We start from the raw sequence: 15,678 nt of genomic DNA, 5'->3' as shown, positions 1-15,678 counted from the left end.
CATCACGTCGTAGACGCGTGCCGCGGTCGGAACACCGGTGGGAATCTGCGGGGAGGACTCGGCCATGTGCACCTCAAGGCTCAGGGAGGTTTTACCGTCCGCATCGTAGCTTCACAGAGCCGCTCAAAACGCGAAAAACCCTTACGCCACAGGGCTTTTGGTGAAACAGAGACCTACGTCAGAGCGAAGGCCGGGGCGACGTCCACCAGGCCACGGCTCGCGCCCCACAGGCGTCCGCGAGGAGGTCGGCGCGGTCTGCCGCACAGGCCGAAGACGCACGGGCCCCACAACCGGCCTCCCGAGACGTCCAGATCGAGAACGGCCGACCCGCGCCTCTGCGCCGCCATCGTCGACCGCCTCACCTTCAGCGGCACCATCATCGAGACCGGCACCGACTCCTACCGGCTCGCCCAGATCCGAGCCCGGGAGCACGCTACCGGCTGACCTCACCACAGCTCACCCAAGGGGGCACGGACGAAAGTCGTAGCCCTACGGTGGCGAAACGACCCCGGAGCTGGCGGGCTCCGGGGTCTTTGTCGTTGTGGAGGTCAGTCTTCTGTGACTGCTGGGACCGAGGGGAAAGGCGCCAGGAGGGCGCCTCGGCCCTTGGGTCTGGTTTGTGGTGGTGTTTCAGCGTCGTGAGCGCCGGTGGTTCAGGCTGCGGGGCGGGTGATGTGCCCGGTCGATCCGACGTCACCAGTCGGTGATCACGCCCAGGCGGGATCACGGCCGGTCAGGCCGAGGATGCGGTCCAAGGTGGGTGCGTCGGCGGGCACCGTGACCCGCGGTCCGTACATGCCCATCTCCCGTCCCTGCTCCACGCTGGCGAACACCGTGTCGTGCAGATGCGTCAGCAGGCCGGTGGGTAGTTCCAGTCGCTGCCCGGTCGCGACTGCCAGGTCCCAGGCGTGCATGGCCAGCTCGCCGGTGATCATGTCGCCCAGGACGGGCGCGGGCAGCGTCTGCGGCGTGCCCATGCTCGTCTCGCCCTCCCAGGCGCTCGGTGGCGCCCACGACGAGGTGATGTCGTCCAGCAGCGCGAGCAGGCGGCCGCGCCAGTCGCCGGCCGCCAGGTCCACATCGGACTCGGCAGCCGCCGGCTGCGGAACGGACTCCTTGCGGCCGCCGCCGGCGAGTGACGGGCCCCAGAACAGGAGGTGGTTGACCAGTGCCCGCACGTCGTACTCCGTGCACGGAGTCTTGTTGGCGAGCTGGTCGTCGTTGATGGTGCGGGCGACCGCGGCCATGGCCTCGGCAGCGTTGGACAGATGTGACATGGCAGCGACGCTAGGTGGTCCGCGCCGGAGGGGTATTGGACAAAGGCGACATATGCTTTGCCGTGTGGAGCGGGACGTTCGTGAGCTGCGTGGTGGGTGGACCAGGTATCAGCGCCACACGTTCCACGACCCGTCGCCAGCGCTCGCGCCGTGGGTGGAGCGGTACTGGGAGGCTCGCTGGGACTACGCCGAGCCCTACCGGCAGAAGATCGTGCCGTACCCGAACGTGCACCTGTCGTTCGGCGGCGGCCGTGCGGACGTCAACGGCGTGTGCAGCGGCTACCAGATCAAGGTCCTCGAGGGCCGCGACCACGTCTTCGGCGTCGCGTTCCGGCCCGGCTGCTTCCGCCTGTTCCTCGACGCCTCCGTCTCGACGATCACCGACCGCGTCGTCCCGGCGACCGAGGTGTTCGGCCCGGACCTGCCCACGACGCTCGACGTGCCGACCGTGGACGCGTTCCTGCTGGAACACCTGCCGGACGACGATCCCCGGGTGAGCCAGGCGGTGGCCGCGGTCGAGCTGATCGCCAAGGACAGGACCGTGACCAGGGTCGAACACCTCGCCGGCGAGCTCGGGCTGAGCATGCGGGGGCTGCAACGGCTGTTCGCTGAGTACGTCGGCATCGGGCCCAAGTGGGTGATCCGCCGCTACCGCCTGCACGAGGTGACCGCACGCATGGCCGTCGGCGGGGCGATCGACTGGGCCGCGCTGGCAGCCGACCTCGGCTACGCCGACCAGGGCCACTTCATCCGCGACTTCAAAGGCATGTTCGGCGAGCAACCGACCTGGTACGCACAGCGGTATTAGTCCGACTCCCCGGATTCGACGTCCCGGCGAGGGAACAGGAGCCTCCGATGTACGAGGGCGCCGGGCCAGCAACCGCGTTCAGATCGGCCCAGGCGGGGTCTCGCGCAGGTCGGTGGAATCCGGCGGACCGAAGACTTCACGTTGCCGCTGATCAAAGAGTTTCCTCAGTACCCCCAAGGGCGGGACCGCACCGCGGCCCGCCCTTCACCTATCCATCGCCACGTCACCGTCGCTGAATCTCATCAACATCACCGCCCCCGCAGACCCCTGACCGTCGCTCAAGCCGACGCACAAACGTTCCTGCTTCTCGCGGCCGCAACCAGTCTGACGGGTGTTCATCCGGTGTCCTCCGAGCTGGGTTAGAGCTGGCGGGAGCGAGGGGCGGCTGGGCGGGTGGCGCCGACGTATTGGCGTTCGCGGTAGGCGTTGCCGGTGAACTGGGCGATGCGGACGACGTCGCCGGTCTGTGGGGCGTGGAGCATGCGGCCGCCGCCCAGGTAGAGGGCGACGTGGTGGATGCCTGCGGGGTTGCGCGGGTTGTGGGAGAAGAACAGCAGGTCGCCGGGCTGGAGTTGGGCGCGTGGGATGTGCGGGCCGTCGTCGTACTGGTCGGCGGCGACGCGGTCGATGCGGACGCCCGCTTGCGCCCAGGCGTATTGGGTCAGGCCCGAGCAGTCGAAGCCTTTGATGTGGGCGCCGTGGGCGATGCCGTAGCTGGGACCGGACGGGCGACCGCCACCCCAGGAGTAGGGCGTGCCGCGCCAGCGCAGTGCGGCCCGGATGGCGAGCGCGCCGCGTCCGCTCGCTTGGACGACGGGTGTGGGAGCGGCGTAGCGGGCGGCTTGGGCCAGGACTTTGCGGACGTACCAGTCGGCGTGGTTGTAGTGCCAGATCGCCCGGTAGAGCTGCTTGCCGCCTTTGCCCGCACCGTTGGCGCACAGGTAGCGGGCGGCACCGTGGATGGCGTCGGCGGGGTGGTAACGGTCGGCGCGGCCGTCACGGTTGGCGTCGGCACCGTAGGACGCCCAGGTGGCGGCGATGAACTGCATCGGGCCGCCGGCTCCGGCGCTGTTCTGGCCCGAGTGCACGCCGGGCAGTTGGGAGCGGCCGTGATCGGTCTCCACGTTGCCGATCGCCGCCAGCACGCTCCACGACAGGCCAGGGCAGGTCTGTGCGGCGTCCTGGTACCAGCGCAGATAGGTGGACGGGATGTCGCGAAGGGCGTAGGCCGTTGGTGCGTCGCCGGTTGAGGAACCGGGCAGCGCGGGGTTCTGGCTGCTGGTCGCCACGGCGATCAGCACTAGGGGCAAGGTCAGGGTGGCGGCGCTCAGGCAGGCGGCGGCTTTCAGCACACCGCCCGCCGTGGGTCGGGGTGGTTACTCCTGGTCGGTCGGCTGGTCGGTTTGGCCGGCGGCGGTGCGGGCGCGGCGTTGGGCTTGGTAGCCCGCGCCCTTGGTGGGCTGGTCGGACTGGTCATCGGCAGGTGTCCCCATGTGGCGGTGGGGCTGCCGCAGCGTCTCGCGCACCGCTTCCCAGGAGTAGCGGAAGTCCTTGCCGGTCTTGAGCGCCGGGAGTTCTCCGGCGTTGGCCATCCGGCGCACCGTCTGGGGCGACAGTCCCAGCTTGGCCGCCACTTCGGCGGTGGTGAGCACGTCGGGATCGCGGCCGGGCTGCTCGGACATCGTGCTGACTCCTGGAGTCGGGTTCATGGTCGCCTCTCAGTGTGCTGGACGGACGCTGCGGAAGCACGTTCTTCGCTGACTTGACGTTCTGTGAATCTGTTTGACGCTACTTGCGCTCTGTAATGATGCCACGTACGGTGACGACTACACCACCTAGAGGCAAGAAATCGGGGGTAGTGAGTTGCTTTCAGTACGCAAGCCGTCCGTGACCGCCGCCGTCCGGACCGTTCCGGATCGGGAGGCGTTCGAACGGGGTCTCGTCATCGTGGGCGCGCACGCAGGAGCCGGAGCCAGCACGCTGACCTCCCTGGTCGGCCGAGACCGCAACATCCCCGTCTGGAACATGGGGACGATCGACCGACTGGTGGAGGGCTCCTTGCCTCCGGTCCAGGCGCGAGGACGGCCGGTCGTGGTCGTCGCCCGGAACACCGTGATGGCCGCGCAGCACGCCATCCGCGCCGTCACCGCCCTGGACGCCGCCAGCGGTCCGCGCATCGCCGCGCTGGTGATCGTCAGCGACGGGGCCGGGCGTGAACCGCGCGACGCCACCACCCGGTTCGCGCTTCTCCAGGACCGCGTCGGCGGCCTGGTCCGGCTGCCGTTCATCAACGCGCTGCGCCTGGTGAACAGCCCGGACGAAGTCGAGATCCCCGCAAGAACGCGTGAGGCGATCGGCCAGGTCTGGGACCTGGCCTTCCCCCAGAGCCGCTACTGATCCTTTCCGGAGGTGCCATGCCGTTCAACGCCACCCTGACCGTGCTCAGCCGCCTGGGGCTGCTGGATATGCCGCACATGCCGTGGCTGGTCCCCCGAGAACGCGTGCCGGTCACAGCCCCCTCAACGACCCCGACGGCCAAGGTCCCCAATCCGCCGCCCGTCGCCCCACCGGGTTTGCAGGCGAAGACGGACCTGCTCATCTCCTGGGGCAAGTGGGGCGTCATGATCTGCGGCTTCGCAGGGCTCCTGTACTGCTGCGGGCAGATGGCCATCGGACGCAAGAACCGCTCCGCCCTCGCCGCCGACGGCGCCACCGGCATCCCCTGGGCGCTCGGCGGCCTGAGCCTGAGCGCGGCGCTGGCCCCGATCGTGGAGGTGTTCTTCGCGTGAAGAGTCTGCGCAACCGGCGGAGGCTGGTGTTCGCCGTCGTGGTCGTCATCGGTGGCGGCTGGCTCGCCTACACCGCGATTCCAGATCGTTTCGGTGAGCCTGCGGCATCGGGCTCGACCTCAGCTTCAAAGCCAGCTCTGCAGAGCAGTCCACCCACGACGTTGAAGGGCTTGAGCTGGCAGGACTTCCACGGCATCCAGCTCCCGCACGCGCCCGACGACGGACCTCGGCTGCTACGGAACGACCTGGCCGAAGGGTTCACCCGCACGCCACGCGGCGCTCTGCTCGCGGCGGTCCACATCGTCGTCCGGGCCAACGCGCAGTGGGGGCCGAAGGTGTTCGAGCCCACCATCGCCCACCAGGTCACCGGCCCCGACGCCAAGGCGCTGCTGAAGCTGGTCGGCGAGACCTACAACGACCAGCAGGAGCGGGCGCGTCTCTCCTATGGCGCGCCACTCGGACGCGGTCACGTGGTGATCGAGGGTTTCCGCTGGTTGGGCTACACGCCGGAGGCAGCGAGCTTGGATCTGGTGTCAGCCGGGCCCGGCGAAAGCGATGTGACCGTGCGCGCCGCCACGCGGATACAGGTGCAGTGGCACGACGGCGACTGGCGCGTGCTGGCCCCCATCGACGGCACCTGGGGCGGCTCGGCGGCACCGATCAAATCGCCGGACGGCTACACCGCCCTCCAAGGAGGTTCTTGATGCGGCCTCCTCCCTGTACGGCAGTGCTGGACCCCCAATGCGTCCAGACCGTCGACAACAACGACGAGGATCATCCCTTCGGTCCGCCGTTGCCCGACTTCGCCGCCGAGGTCGGCGGTGGCGTGCTGGACGACATGGCCAAGGCGTTCCAGTCGGCGGTCGGCTGGTTGGTGTCCAACACCGCCTCCTGGTGGGTGAAGACGCCCTCGCCCGATCTGGAGAACGAGCCGGTCGTCGGCTACCTGCAGGCCCTGACCCAGCCGCTGACGATCGCGACGGCGATGGTCGCCCTGCTGGTCGTCTGCGCGAAGATCGCGCTGACCCGCAAGGGGAACCCGCTGATCGACGCCACCGGCGGCCTGGCCATCCTGGCGGCGGTGACCGCGATCGGCGCGATCCTGCCCACCAAGCTGTTGCAGTGGGGGGACGAGTGGGTCGGCTGGGTGCTGACGGCCTCCTCGCAGGGCAACTTCGCCGCCCGGATGACCACGATCGTCACGCTGCCCGGCACCGTGCCCACCGCGCTGGTCGTCATCCTGTGCCTGGTGGCGCTGTTCCTCGGCATCATCCAGGCGCTGTTGTTGCTGTTCCGGGGCGCGGCACTGGTGATCCTGGCCGGGCTGCTGCCGCTGGCGGCCGCCGGAATGATCACTCCGGCGACCCAGCCCTGGTTCAAGCGCGTTGCGGGCTGGATGCTCGCGCTGATCTTCTACAAACCAGCGGCGGCCGCGGTGTACGCGACCGCGTTCACGCTGGTCGGCGACGGCAAGAACCTGCACTCGGTACTGATGGGCTTCGCGATGATGCTGATCAGCCTCATCGCCTTCCCGGTGTTGCTGAAGTTCTTCACCTGGACCACCGGCGGCGGTGAGTCGGGCGGCGGCGGAGGCTTTCTCGGCGCGGTGCTGGGCGGCGCCACCGCCATGGGGACCTTGCGCCCCTATGGCACCTTCTCCGGCGCGGATCAGAGCACCTCGGCCGGCGAGCACGCCTCCTTCATGCGCCAGCAGATCGACCAGCCTCCGGAAAAGCCGACCGACAGAGGCGATCAACAGCCGACACCGGACGGGGCAACGGAGAAGGGCCAGTCCCCCGATCAGCCCGTTGCTCCCGCCGACAAGGGCAACCCCGCCACCACCCAGCAGCCCGACCTGACAACGACCGCCCCCGAGCAACACGGCGGCGGCCAAAGCAGCCCGAACGGCCAAGCCCACCAAGGGGATCAAGCCTGGTCGCCCGCCGCCGAACCGAGCAGCGAACCGGTCGGACCGCTGACCGCCGAGACCTGGAGCAAGGAGCGCCGCAGAGGCCGCGACACGATCCGCTGGCTGGGAAATCCCGTCGAGTCCCCCGGAGCGCCCTCCGGTGCCGATCTCGGAGGTGACGGCGGTGAAGCATGAGGTCCGCACCTATGGCGGCTGGCGACGCCAGCACGGCATCGGCCTGCTGGGCATGGACACCACGGCCACCTTCGCGGCACTCGGTACAGCGATGGCGCTGGTGTTGACCGCCGCTCTCGTTCCCGGCGCGCTGCTCTACCTCGCGCCGCCCGCGCTGATCGGCGGCGGGCTGTGCCTGGTCCGGGTGGGCGGCGTCTCGCTGGCACGGCTCGGTCTGGCGCGCTGGCGCTGGTGGTGGGGTGTCAGGCGCGGCCACACCCGTTACCGGGCCGGTGTCGTGGTGGATCATCCGCGCGCGTTCCAGCTTCCGGGTGTGCTGGCGCCGTTGACGCTGCTCAGCGCTGAGGACGGTTACGGCGGCCGGTACGGAATCGTGTGGGATCGCCGCAGCGGGCTGCTGACCGCGACGTTGCGCGTCGTCCCGGCGTCGACCTGGCTGGCCGACCGCGGCGACGCCGACGCATGGGTGGCGTCCTGGGGAGGCTGGCTCGCCACGTTGGGGCGGCTGCCGTCCGTCCGCTGGGTCACCGTGACGGTGGAGACCGCGCCCGAGCCCGGTTCGACGCTCGCCGACGCCGTGGGCAAGTCCGTTGTGCCGACCGCGCCGGTTCCGGCTCGCGCCATCATGAACGAGCTGGTCAAGGCGGCGCCTGCGGCCGCCGCCGACGTCGACACCCGCGTCTCGGTCACCTTCGATCCCAAGGCGTCGACATCTTCCCCCAAGGACTTGGCCGAAGCGGTCGGTGAACTCGGTCGCTTGCTAGACGGGCTGGCGTCGGCGCTGGGCGGCTGCGGCGTCACCGTGCTGGGCCGCGCCACCGCCGCCGAGATCGCAGGCGTCGTCCGCACCGCCTTCGATCCTGACGCGCGCGGAGAGGTGAACCGGCTGCTGGCCAAGCCCAACGCGGAGGAGATCCTCGGCTGGTGCGATGCCGGGCCAGTCCACGCCCGCGAGCACTCCGACCGCTATGAGCACGACGGTGGTGTCTCGGTGAGCTGGGCCTGGCACGAGCCGCCACGTCAGAACGTGCGCTCTGACGTCCTGGCCCGCCTTGTCGCACCCGGCCCCTATCCCAAGCGCATCACCTTGCAGTACCGGGCGCTGCCCGCGTCGGTGGCGAGCCGGACGTTGCAGGCGGAGGTGAACGCCGCCGCGTTCCGCGCGCAGTTCCGGCGGCGGACCGGCCGCGACGAGACCGCGCGCGACAGTTGGGACGCCGCCCGCGCCCGCCAGGCCGCCGCCGAAGAAGCGATGGGTGCGGGCGTGTGCCTCGTCTCCCTGTACGCGACCGTCACCGCCACCGACGCCGAACATCTCCCGCGTGCGGTCGCCCAGGTCGAGGCGTCCGCCGAAGCCTCCAAGATCCGGCTGCGCCGCCTGTGGGGCGGCCAGGCCGCCGGTTTCGCCACCACGCTGCCGTGCGGAATCTGCCCGTCTGAACTGTCCCGCCGCTTCCCGCACTGACCTCGGAGGTTCTTCGTTGCCTGCAAGTCACCCGCCGGACTCGGTCGAAGCCGCGGCCATGGCCGAGCCGATCGCTCCTGCCTGGGGATGGCGCTCGCCCTGGGGTGGGCGCGCCGCTCATATCGAGCCCGCGCCTGAGTACCAGGGCACCACCAGCCAGGTCTGCGGCCTGTACCCGTTCACCGCCGGTTCCGGCACGCCGACGGTGGGGACGCCGGTCGGCCGCCACCAGCTCTGGAACGAGGTCGTCTGCCTCGATCCCCTAGCCTGGATGCGCGCCGGCCTGGTCACCAACCCGGGGATGTTCGTGCTCGGTCAGCCCGGCACCGGCAAGTCCACCCTGGTCAAGCGGCTGGTGACCGGCGCGGTCGCGACCGGTACCACCCCGATCGTGCTGGGCGACACCAAGCCCGACTACACGATGCTGGTCGAGCACCTGGGCGGCCAGGTCATCCGGGTCGGCCGCGGCTGCGACCGTCTCAACCCGCTGGACGCCGGACCGCTCGCGGCCGCGCTGCGCCGGCTGACCGGCGCGGACGCCGAGACGTTGCGCTGGGAGGTGCGCTCTCGGCGGCTCTCCCTGCTGATGGCGTTGGCCACCCTGGTCCGCGAGGCCCGCATCACCAACGCCGAGGAGGTCGTGCTCGGCCGCGCCATCGACCTGCTGGACGACCGCCTGGACGGCGAGCCGACCGTCGTGGACGTCCTGCGAATCGTCGAAGACGGCCCGGACGAACTGCGGTCGGCGGCCCGCACCGACTCCGCCGACTCCTACCGGAGCCAGACCCGCGAGCTGGTCTTCACCCTCGACCTGCTGATCTCCGGATCGCTGGCCGGGGTGTTCGACGCGCCGACCACCCGCCCGATCGACCTGGACGCCCCGGCGATCAGCGTGGACATCTCCCGCGTGCGCGCCGCCGGCGACAAGCTGCTCACCGCGGCGATGTTGTGCACCTGGGCGTACGCGTTCGGGATGATCGACGCCGCCACCGCCCTGGCCGACCTCGGAGCCGGTCCCCGCCGCTCCCACCTCGGCGTGATGGACGAGCTGTGGCGCGCCCTGCGCGGCGCGCCGGGCCTGGTCGAGCACGCCGACGCCCTCACCCGCCTCAACCGGGCCAAGGGCATGGCCTCCATCATGATCACCCACTCGCTCGCCGACCTCGACGCGCTACCCACCGAAGAGGACCGCGCCAAGGCCAAGGGCTTCGCCGACCAATCGGCGATCACCGTGCTGGCCGGGCTGCCGCCGCGCGAACTGGCCCGCGTCCACGAGATCACCCCGCTCACCGGACCCGAGCAGCAACTCGTCACCTCCTGGTCGGCCCCCGACTCCTGGCAACCCGACGCCCGCCACCCCGGACGCGGCAAGTACCTGATCAAGACCGGCGAACGCCTCGGCATCCCCGTCGAGCTGTCACTGGTCGGAGCCGAGGCCGAGCTGTACGACACCGACCAGGCCATCCGGGGCGGCGCATGACCCGTGCGCTGGGGCCTCGCCCTTCGATCTGGGACTCCCATGCCGCCGGCGGGTGGATGGTGCTCGTCGGCTGCTGGGCGCCGTTCGGCGCGCTCTGGGTCGTCTGGGCCGCCGCCAAGTGCGCCGCCATGATGACAGGCGGACGCGTCATGAGGTTCGGCGTCGATTTCGCGGTCACCGCCGTCCGCCGCCGAACCGACGAACTATGGCCCGGAACGCCGACGCCTCTGGTACTGCTGCTCCTCGGCGCTTTCATCTTCACTACAACCGCATTGACCTGGAAGATTTGGCGGCACATCGCCAACCGCCGTCCAGCGCCCGATGACCCGATCGCCGCATTGGCCGACAACCCCGGCCTGACCGCGCTCAAGCCCGACGCCGCAGCCAAGAAGGCCGTCGCACTGCGCCGCTCCCTCAGCGGCACCACTCCGGCGCGGCTTTCCCCGGACGAGGTCGGCCTGGTGCTCGGCGAGGAGATGCTCCCCGGCAAAAGCAGCGGCGCAACGTTGTTCACCTCGTGGGAGGACACCGTGGTGGCGTTCATGGCACCACGCTCCGGCAAGACCACCACCCAGAGCATCCCGCACGTGCTGTCGGCGCCCGGTCCGGTCATCGCCACCAGCAACAAGGCCGACCTGTGGTCGGCCATCGCCACCGTCCGCGCCGAACGCACCCGCGGCAAGATCTGGCTGTTCGACCCCCAGCACATCACCTACCAACTCCAGGACTGGTGGTGCGACCTGCTCTCCGGTCTGAACACCGTCGAAGAGGCACACCGCCTGGCCGGACATTTCGTCCTCACCGTCGCCGACGACCAGAAGAAAGATCTGTGGGGACCGGCCGCCCAAGACCTCCTCTGCGCGCTGTTCCTGGCCGCCGCCACCTCCGGCCGCACCCTGCACCACGTCGCGCAATGGCTGGACGAACCCGCCGTCCCCACCCCCATCGAACTGCTGCACACCGCCGGGTTCCAGCTCATGGCGTCCTCGCTCAAAGGCACCCAGAACGGCGCGGTCGAGACCCGCGACGGCATCTACCAGACCGCCCGCACCGCCACCAAAGCCCTCCGCGACCAGGAAATCCTCGCCTGGGTCACCCCGCACGACGATCTGCCGGTTTTCGCTCCCGACGACTTCGCCGCCTCCTGCGACACCCTCTACCTACTGTCGAAGTCACTGTCGGCGGCGGCCCCGCTGATCGCCGCGCTCACCGACCTCACGATGCGCGCCGCCGAACGCCGCGCCGAACAGTCCGGCGGCCGCCTGGACCCGCCCCTGGTAGTCGCCCTGGACGAGGCCGCCAACATCTGCCGCATCGCCGACCTGCCCCAGCTCTACTCCCACCTCGGATCACGCGGCATCATTCCGGTGACCATCCTGCAGTCCTACGAGCAGGGCGTCACCGTCTGGGGCGAGCCCGGCATGGCCGCCCTGTGGGGCGCGGCCACCCGCAAACTCATCGGCGCAGGCATCGACTCCCCACGCCTCACCAAAGACCTGGCCACCCTGACCGGCCAACACGACGTCCCCGTCCGCTCCATCACCTACAGCGACGGCCGCGCTTCCCAGCAGATCTCCCTGCGCCGCCAAGAAATCCTCGAAGCGGCAGACATCCGTGCCCTGCCCACCGGCACCGCCCTCCTGCTGGCCACGGGCACCAAACCCGCGCTGATCCGGCTGCGCCCCTGGTACACCGGTCCCCACGCCAACCCGATCAACCAGGCCATCCAAACGGCCGACACCGCCATCGCCGCAGCCGCCCGCCGCCACTACAGCACCGAAAGCCCCGTCGACCTGAGCAAGGAGCCGCCCCTGCACTGACCAGCTCCACCAGCCAGTAACACCCACCGCACGGAAGGAAGCACCCGCCCATGAAGCAACACATCACGGAGACCGCGTGGCCACGACCCAAGAGAAGCCCCAGCCCACCGACAACGACGTAGCCGACCCTCCCCAGCCGCTCTTCCCCGACCTCGAAACCTGGGTGACGAACCACTTCGTCCCCATGTACCGGCGCACCCTCGGCGGCGAGTTCCGCTGGTGCGCGCGATGGTGGGAGCACTCCGAAGCGATCTCGCGCCTCACCGCCCTCTGGTACGCCTGGGAGGCCATGCGGATCCAGGGAGCCACCGGCATGGCCCTGTGGTACCGCGACCACCTGGACCACCAACTCCCCGTCCTGCTCGGTGCGCGAGGTCCCTTCTACCAGTGCACCGAGAGCGAGCACCTCGACCCGCACCAGGCCGCCCTCATCCCAGCCCCGCCCGGCTGGTGGGCCACCCCCGAGGAGCCGGAGCGGTGACCAACCCCGACCACGACCCGACCAAGTCCGCCGAGATCGCGCTGGACGCGTACGAACAGCGCGCGATCGGCCTCCAAACGATCACCTATCGCGGCAGCCCGATGCTGGCCGGCATGCTCATCCGGTCACTGCTGGCCGACCTGGCGGCCTACGCCGAGCATGCAGGCATCGACCTGGACGTCAACACCCTCCGCGAGGTGGCCAGGTACCAGCAGCGGCCGTCCTCCGCCCGCACTTACCCGATCAACGCCGAAGTGCAGGTGCGGACGGACGTAACCGGAACCGGACCGGTCACGGCGATGCGCGGCAAACGCGGTTACGTCTCGGCGATCCGCCCCGTCGGCAGCAGCAGCGTCGAATGCACCGTGCGCTTTCCCGGCGTCCCTGCTGGCGAATTCCTCCTCGCTCCTTCTGACCTGTTTCCGGCTCAGCCGCGCTTCCCCCACATCACCACTCAGGCAGGCATCGTCACCGGTGCGGCTGAGGCGGAGAAGGCCCTGGTAGCCGTCGGTGCCCGCGTCCTGCATGCGCAGCGGACCGGAAAGGAGATCTCCCCCGACGACGCGCTCGGGCAACAGCAGCTCGCCGAAGCGTTGGCCGCCTGGACCGGCACCAGTCCCAGGCGCGTGCTGTTCGGCCTCGCGCGCGAGATCGCCCAGGCCGCGTTCGCGACCGGTTCTACCTCTGACCATGCGGCGCAGGTCGCGGCCAAGGACTTCCCGCCTACGCCCAACATCGACGCCCCACAGCCCGAACGACGCACCAACAGCCCTGGCCAGCGCAATTCCCCTCGCGCCACCCATCGCCCCTGACCTCACCGGAGAACCTCATGCCTGACCACGGTTCCAAGGCCGTCCAGGGTGCCGACCTGGCGTCCAGCGCGCTGGACGCCTACCTAGCCCGCTTCGGACAGACCTACGGCTTGACCGGCCTCGACGCCTCGGCCGCCAAGGACGTGCTGCTGTCCGGCCTCCTCGCCGATCTCATGCGTTACAGCCGCCTGAATAGCCTGAACTTCGAGAAATGCCTGCACGAGGCGACGGTCTACTACGACAGCGACCGCGCCGAACAACTCAACGTCGGCACCGCCGCCCGGCTCACTGGCGTCGCCGCAGACCAAGCCCGTGAAGCCGAACTCCCGCTCGTCGGAACGGTCACCGAAGTCTCCAGCGCCCAGTCCGGTGAGCCCTCCTACAAGATCCGCTGTCCCTGCGACGCCCGTGGCCACTGGTTCACCGCCGACGAGGTCATACCCGCGCGCTCGTTCCCTCCCGTCCGCACCTACCAGGGGATCGTGGTCGATCCTCTGCAAGCGGAGGAGACGTTGATCCAGGCGGTGGCCCGCATCGGCCTGGCCGACAGCCACGACGACCACCCCCGGTACGAGGACTGCGAGGACTACCGCCTCCTCAGCGAGACTCTCGCCGACTGGTGCGGTCTGAGCACCGAACGTCTCGGCGCCCTGCTGCTGCCCCAGTGCACCACCGCCGTGAGCGAGCTCATCGAAGCGGACGCCAGGCACACAGGGCCGGACGCGGCGCGACTCGCCGCACGGGACTTTCCCGGCCGTGCCGGCACCGGCATCGACGCCACCGAACCGCCGCCCCGTCCCGCCCCATCCCCGTCGCTCCGCTCGAACGGCATCCATCCCTGAGGAGGCTCCGTGTCCGTCCCGCTGATCCGCCGCGCCATCGCCTCGCTATTGCCAGAGCAGGAGCTGCCCCAGCGCCTGGCCGCCTCCTACTACGCCCTGGAGCTCATCGAGAACACGATCCAGGAGCTGGCGTTCCTCGACCCGCTCGATCCTCCGCCCCGCTGGGCCGCCGCCCAAGAACACGCCGCCCGTGCTCGTGGCGCGCTCGCGGAAGCCCACTCGATCCGCTGGCCGCTCACGACGCCACCACCGACCGTCGCGTTCGCGGTCAACGACATCGCCACCGTGACCGACCTGCTCATCGAGTTGGCCGAGGACCTGCTGACGTTCCTGCTCGAAGCCGCCGAGCAGGCCGACCGCTGCGACGACGAGGCGTGTTGCCTGCGCGCCGCCCTCCACGGCAACGACCTCACCGCGGCCCTGCACTCTTCGCGGAACGCCCGACCCACCGACGCCCCATCCTGACCGACGCCAACTTACAGCCAGTAACAAGAAACTCATCAACAGTAATTGACGAAGTTCATCTCGCCAGGCACTCTCGAACTGCCAGCAACTTCAGTGGATCAAAACAGCTGAGGATGCTTTAGATACTCAACCCTGCCATGCCCTCTGGAGTCCCCATGCGCGACCACCTCACCTTCGTCACCAAGCAGCTCACCGCCGCCGACTCCCTGCCCGCCCTGCTCACCGCCACGTTCGCCGGCCTGGAGACGGCCGAGCGCGCCACCACCCTGCTCACCGAGATCGCCCCCGAGGAGTACCACGCCACCTACTCCACCGCCCTGGCCCAGGCCACCGCCGGCTGGTGGGCGCTCACCGAGGCGCCGGCACTGATCTGGCCTTCCAACAACAGGCCGGTCGCCGACTCCGAGCACCGTGAACTCGCCCAGGCCATCGCCCAGCTCGCCGGCGGTGTGGCCCAGTCGCTGCTGGGCGCCGCCAAGGTCACCGGGGCCGCCGACCACGCCGCCTGCCTGCAGGCGGCGCACCACGCGGGCCGCGTCCACCACATCCTGCGGTAAGGCGGCCCATGACCGACAGCGACGCCAACGCCCAGCGCATCACCGACGCGAGCCGCGCGCTCAGCGCCTACGAGGAAAGCACGTTCGACTCCCCTTCCGCCCTGCCCAGCGACCCGATCTACACCCAAGCCCTGATGGCGGCCATGCTCTGCGACCTAGAGCACTACGCGACCGCGCACGGCGTCGACTTCGTCGAAGCGGTGTCGGCCGGACGCGAGACCTACGCCGACGAGATTGCCGCGCAGAAGCAGTACGAGATCGGCGACGAGGTGCAGTTCCGTCTCCAGCCCCGCCTGCGCGGCACCGTCATCGACACCAGCCACGCTCCCAACGGCGACCAGACCTACCTGGTCAAAGTGTCCGGCCTGCCCTACATCCGCGAAGAACCCGCCGTGGCCCTGGACAACGCGCCACCGTTCCCACCGACTCCGACGGGACCGCTCACCATCACCCGCGCCGACCAGGCCGAGCAGGTGCTGGTCGACCAGGCCGCGCGCCTGCGCGGTCCGCACACCGACGCCGACCGCCGCACCTACGAACTGCTGCTGGACGCCTTGGCCGACTGGAGCGGCACCACCACCCACGAACTGCTCACCGACCTCGCACCCCGCATCAGGCAAACGACGTCCCGCCCGTCCGCCACCTCCGCCGAACTGGCCTCACACGACTTCCCCACCGACATCACCGATGGCGTCCCGCCAGCCGAAACTCTCCGTCCCAGGCAAACCCCACCCTCATCACCCACCAACGGCGACCGCCGCACGGCCTGACCAAAGGA

General features: G+C 69.8%; 17 protein-coding genes. 14 read left to right on the top strand and 3 right to left on the bottom strand.

Features of this window, described 5'->3' with window-relative positions:
• Nucleotides 1–707 precede the first annotated feature (707 nt).
• Complete coding sequence (locus tag AH6_RS14535) at nucleotides 708–1,277, bottom strand: TIGR03086 family metal-binding protein (RefSeq protein WP_083982826.1); 570 nt, start codon at nucleotides 1,275–1,277, stop codon at nucleotides 708–710.
• Nucleotides 1,278–1,341: 64 nt separating this feature from the next.
• On the opposite strand from AH6_RS14535, the gene AH6_RS14530 reads away from it, so the two are divergent.
• Complete coding sequence (locus tag AH6_RS14530) at nucleotides 1,342–2,085, top strand: helix-turn-helix domain-containing protein (RefSeq protein ID WP_218005821.1); 744 nt, start codon at nucleotides 1,342–1,344, stop codon at nucleotides 2,083–2,085.
• A 359-nt stretch (nucleotides 2,086–2,444) separates the two neighbouring features.
• Here the strand turns inward: AH6_RS14530 and AH6_RS45890 are convergent, their stop codons facing one another.
• Together AH6_RS45890 and AH6_RS14520 are read right to left on the bottom strand one after the other, a co-directional pair.
• On the bottom strand, nucleotides 2,445–3,437 hold the full coding sequence (locus tag AH6_RS45890) for a C40 family peptidase (RefSeq protein ID WP_067479559.1): 993 nt from the start codon (nucleotides 3,435–3,437) through the stop codon (nucleotides 2,445–2,447).
• A 24-nt stretch (nucleotides 3,438–3,461) separates the two neighbouring features.
• Nucleotides 3,462–3,767 (bottom strand): helix-turn-helix domain-containing protein, encoded by a 306-nt coding sequence (locus tag AH6_RS14520; RefSeq protein ID WP_067479557.1) that lies wholly within the window; start codon nucleotides 3,765–3,767, stop codon nucleotides 3,462–3,464.
• A gap of 205 nt (nucleotides 3,768–3,972) precedes the next feature.
• Between AH6_RS14520 and AH6_RS14515 the strand changes: the two genes are divergently transcribed.
• The 13 genes from AH6_RS14515 (at nucleotide 3,973) to AH6_RS14455 (ending at nucleotide 15,670) form a co-directional block, all read left to right on the top strand.
• Complete coding sequence (locus AH6_RS14515; RefSeq protein ID WP_067479555.1) at nucleotides 3,973–4,482, top strand: hypothetical protein; 510 nt, start codon at nucleotides 3,973–3,975, stop codon at nucleotides 4,480–4,482.
• Nucleotides 4,483–4,499: 17 nt separating this feature from the next.
• Nucleotides 4,500–4,874 (top strand): hypothetical protein, encoded by a 375-nt coding sequence (locus AH6_RS14510; protein WP_218005820.1) that lies wholly within the window; start codon nucleotides 4,500–4,502, stop codon nucleotides 4,872–4,874.
• Nucleotides 4,871–5,578, top strand: coding sequence for a DUF8175 domain-containg protein (locus tag AH6_RS14505; protein ID WP_157431476.1), 708 nt, complete (start codon nucleotides 4,871–4,873; stop codon nucleotides 5,576–5,578). The genes AH6_RS14510 and AH6_RS14505 overlap by 4 nt, the downstream gene beginning before the upstream one ends.
• Nucleotides 5,578–6,978, top strand: coding sequence for a TrbL/VirB6 family protein (locus tag AH6_RS14500; RefSeq protein WP_157431475.1), 1,401 nt, complete (start codon nucleotides 5,578–5,580; stop codon nucleotides 6,976–6,978). The genes AH6_RS14505 and AH6_RS14500 overlap by 1 nt, the downstream gene beginning before the upstream one ends.
• Complete coding sequence (locus tag AH6_RS14495; protein ID WP_218005819.1) at nucleotides 6,968–8,443, top strand: SCO6880 family protein; 1,476 nt, start codon at nucleotides 6,968–6,970, stop codon at nucleotides 8,441–8,443. The genes AH6_RS14500 and AH6_RS14495 overlap by 11 nt, the downstream gene beginning before the upstream one ends.
• 58 nt (nucleotides 8,444–8,501) lie before the next feature.
• On the top strand, nucleotides 8,502–9,923 hold the full coding sequence (locus AH6_RS14490) for a putative type IV secretion/conjugal transfer ATPase (RefSeq protein ID WP_067479549.1): 1,422 nt from the start codon (nucleotides 8,502–8,504) through the stop codon (nucleotides 9,921–9,923).
• Nucleotides 9,924–9,979: 56 nt separating this feature from the next.
• The gene (locus tag AH6_RS14485) at nucleotides 9,980–11,743 is read left to right on the top strand and encodes a type IV secretory system conjugative DNA transfer family protein (RefSeq protein ID WP_067479547.1); all 1,764 of its coding nucleotides are present in this window, start codon (nucleotides 9,980–9,982) and stop codon (nucleotides 11,741–11,743) included.
• A gap of 76 nt (nucleotides 11,744–11,819) precedes the next feature.
• A complete protein-coding gene (locus AH6_RS14480; protein WP_067479545.1) occupies nucleotides 11,820–12,224 on the top strand; it encodes a DUF4913 domain-containing protein in 405 nt (134 codons plus the stop codon).
• A complete protein-coding gene (locus tag AH6_RS14475; RefSeq protein WP_067479543.1) occupies nucleotides 12,221–13,036 on the top strand; it encodes a hypothetical protein in 816 nt (271 codons plus the stop codon). Before AH6_RS14480 ends, AH6_RS14475 begins: the two co-directional genes overlap by 4 nt.
• Nucleotides 13,037–13,053: 17 nt before the next feature.
• Complete coding sequence (locus tag AH6_RS14470; protein ID WP_067479541.1) at nucleotides 13,054–13,878, top strand: hypothetical protein; 825 nt, start codon at nucleotides 13,054–13,056, stop codon at nucleotides 13,876–13,878.
• 9 nt (nucleotides 13,879–13,887) lie between these two features.
• Complete coding sequence (locus AH6_RS14465) at nucleotides 13,888–14,343, top strand: hypothetical protein (RefSeq protein ID WP_067479539.1); 456 nt, start codon at nucleotides 13,888–13,890, stop codon at nucleotides 14,341–14,343.
• Nucleotides 14,344–14,498: 155 nt separating this feature from the next.
• Nucleotides 14,499–14,900, top strand: a complete 402-nt coding sequence (locus AH6_RS14460) for a hypothetical protein (RefSeq protein ID WP_067479537.1) — start codon at nucleotides 14,499–14,501, stop codon at nucleotides 14,898–14,900.
• Between the two features lie 8 nt (nucleotides 14,901–14,908).
• On the top strand, nucleotides 14,909–15,670 hold the full coding sequence (locus tag AH6_RS14455) for a hypothetical protein (protein WP_067479535.1): 762 nt from the start codon (nucleotides 14,909–14,911) through the stop codon (nucleotides 15,668–15,670).
• The last annotated feature ends 8 nt before the right edge of the window (nucleotides 15,671–15,678 follow it).

The organism is Actinomadura hibisca NBRC 15177 (genome assembly GCF_001552635.1).
GTDB classification, from domain to species: Bacteria; Actinomycetota; Actinomycetes; order Streptosporangiales; family Streptosporangiaceae; genus Spirillospora; species Spirillospora hibisca.
The sequence above is the reverse complement of the archived record's forward strand: the minus strand, read 5'-3'. Positions and strand labels throughout refer to the sequence as shown.

Excerpts from the sequence above, each read along its gene's own strand:
- AH6_RS14455 (WP_067479535.1), top strand. The coding sequence starts at position 14,909 with ATGACCGACAGCGACGCCAACGCCCAGCGCATCACCGACGCGAGCCGC.
- AH6_RS14535 (WP_083982826.1), bottom strand. The coding sequence starts at position 1,277 with ATGTCACATCTGTCCAACGCTGCCGAGGCCATGGCCGCGGTCGCCCGC.
- AH6_RS14510 (WP_218005820.1), top strand. The coding sequence starts at position 4,500 with ATGCCGTTCAACGCCACCCTGACCGTGCTCAGCCGCCTGGGGCTGCTG.
- AH6_RS14520 (WP_067479557.1), bottom strand. The coding sequence starts at position 3,767 with ATGTCCGAGCAGCCCGGCCGCGATCCCGACGTGCTCACCACCGCCGAA.
- AH6_RS14470 (WP_067479541.1), top strand. The coding sequence starts at position 13,054 with ATGCCTGACCACGGTTCCAAGGCCGTCCAGGGTGCCGACCTGGCGTCC.
- AH6_RS14460 (WP_067479537.1), top strand. The coding sequence starts at position 14,499 with ATGCGCGACCACCTCACCTTCGTCACCAAGCAGCTCACCGCCGCCGAC.
- AH6_RS14500 (WP_157431475.1), top strand. The coding sequence starts at position 5,578 with ATGCGGCCTCCTCCCTGTACGGCAGTGCTGGACCCCCAATGCGTCCAG.
- AH6_RS14490 (WP_067479549.1), top strand. The coding sequence starts at position 8,502 with ATGGCCGAGCCGATCGCTCCTGCCTGGGGATGGCGCTCGCCCTGGGGT.
- AH6_RS14485 (WP_067479547.1), top strand. The coding sequence starts at position 9,980 with ATGGTGCTCGTCGGCTGCTGGGCGCCGTTCGGCGCGCTCTGGGTCGTC.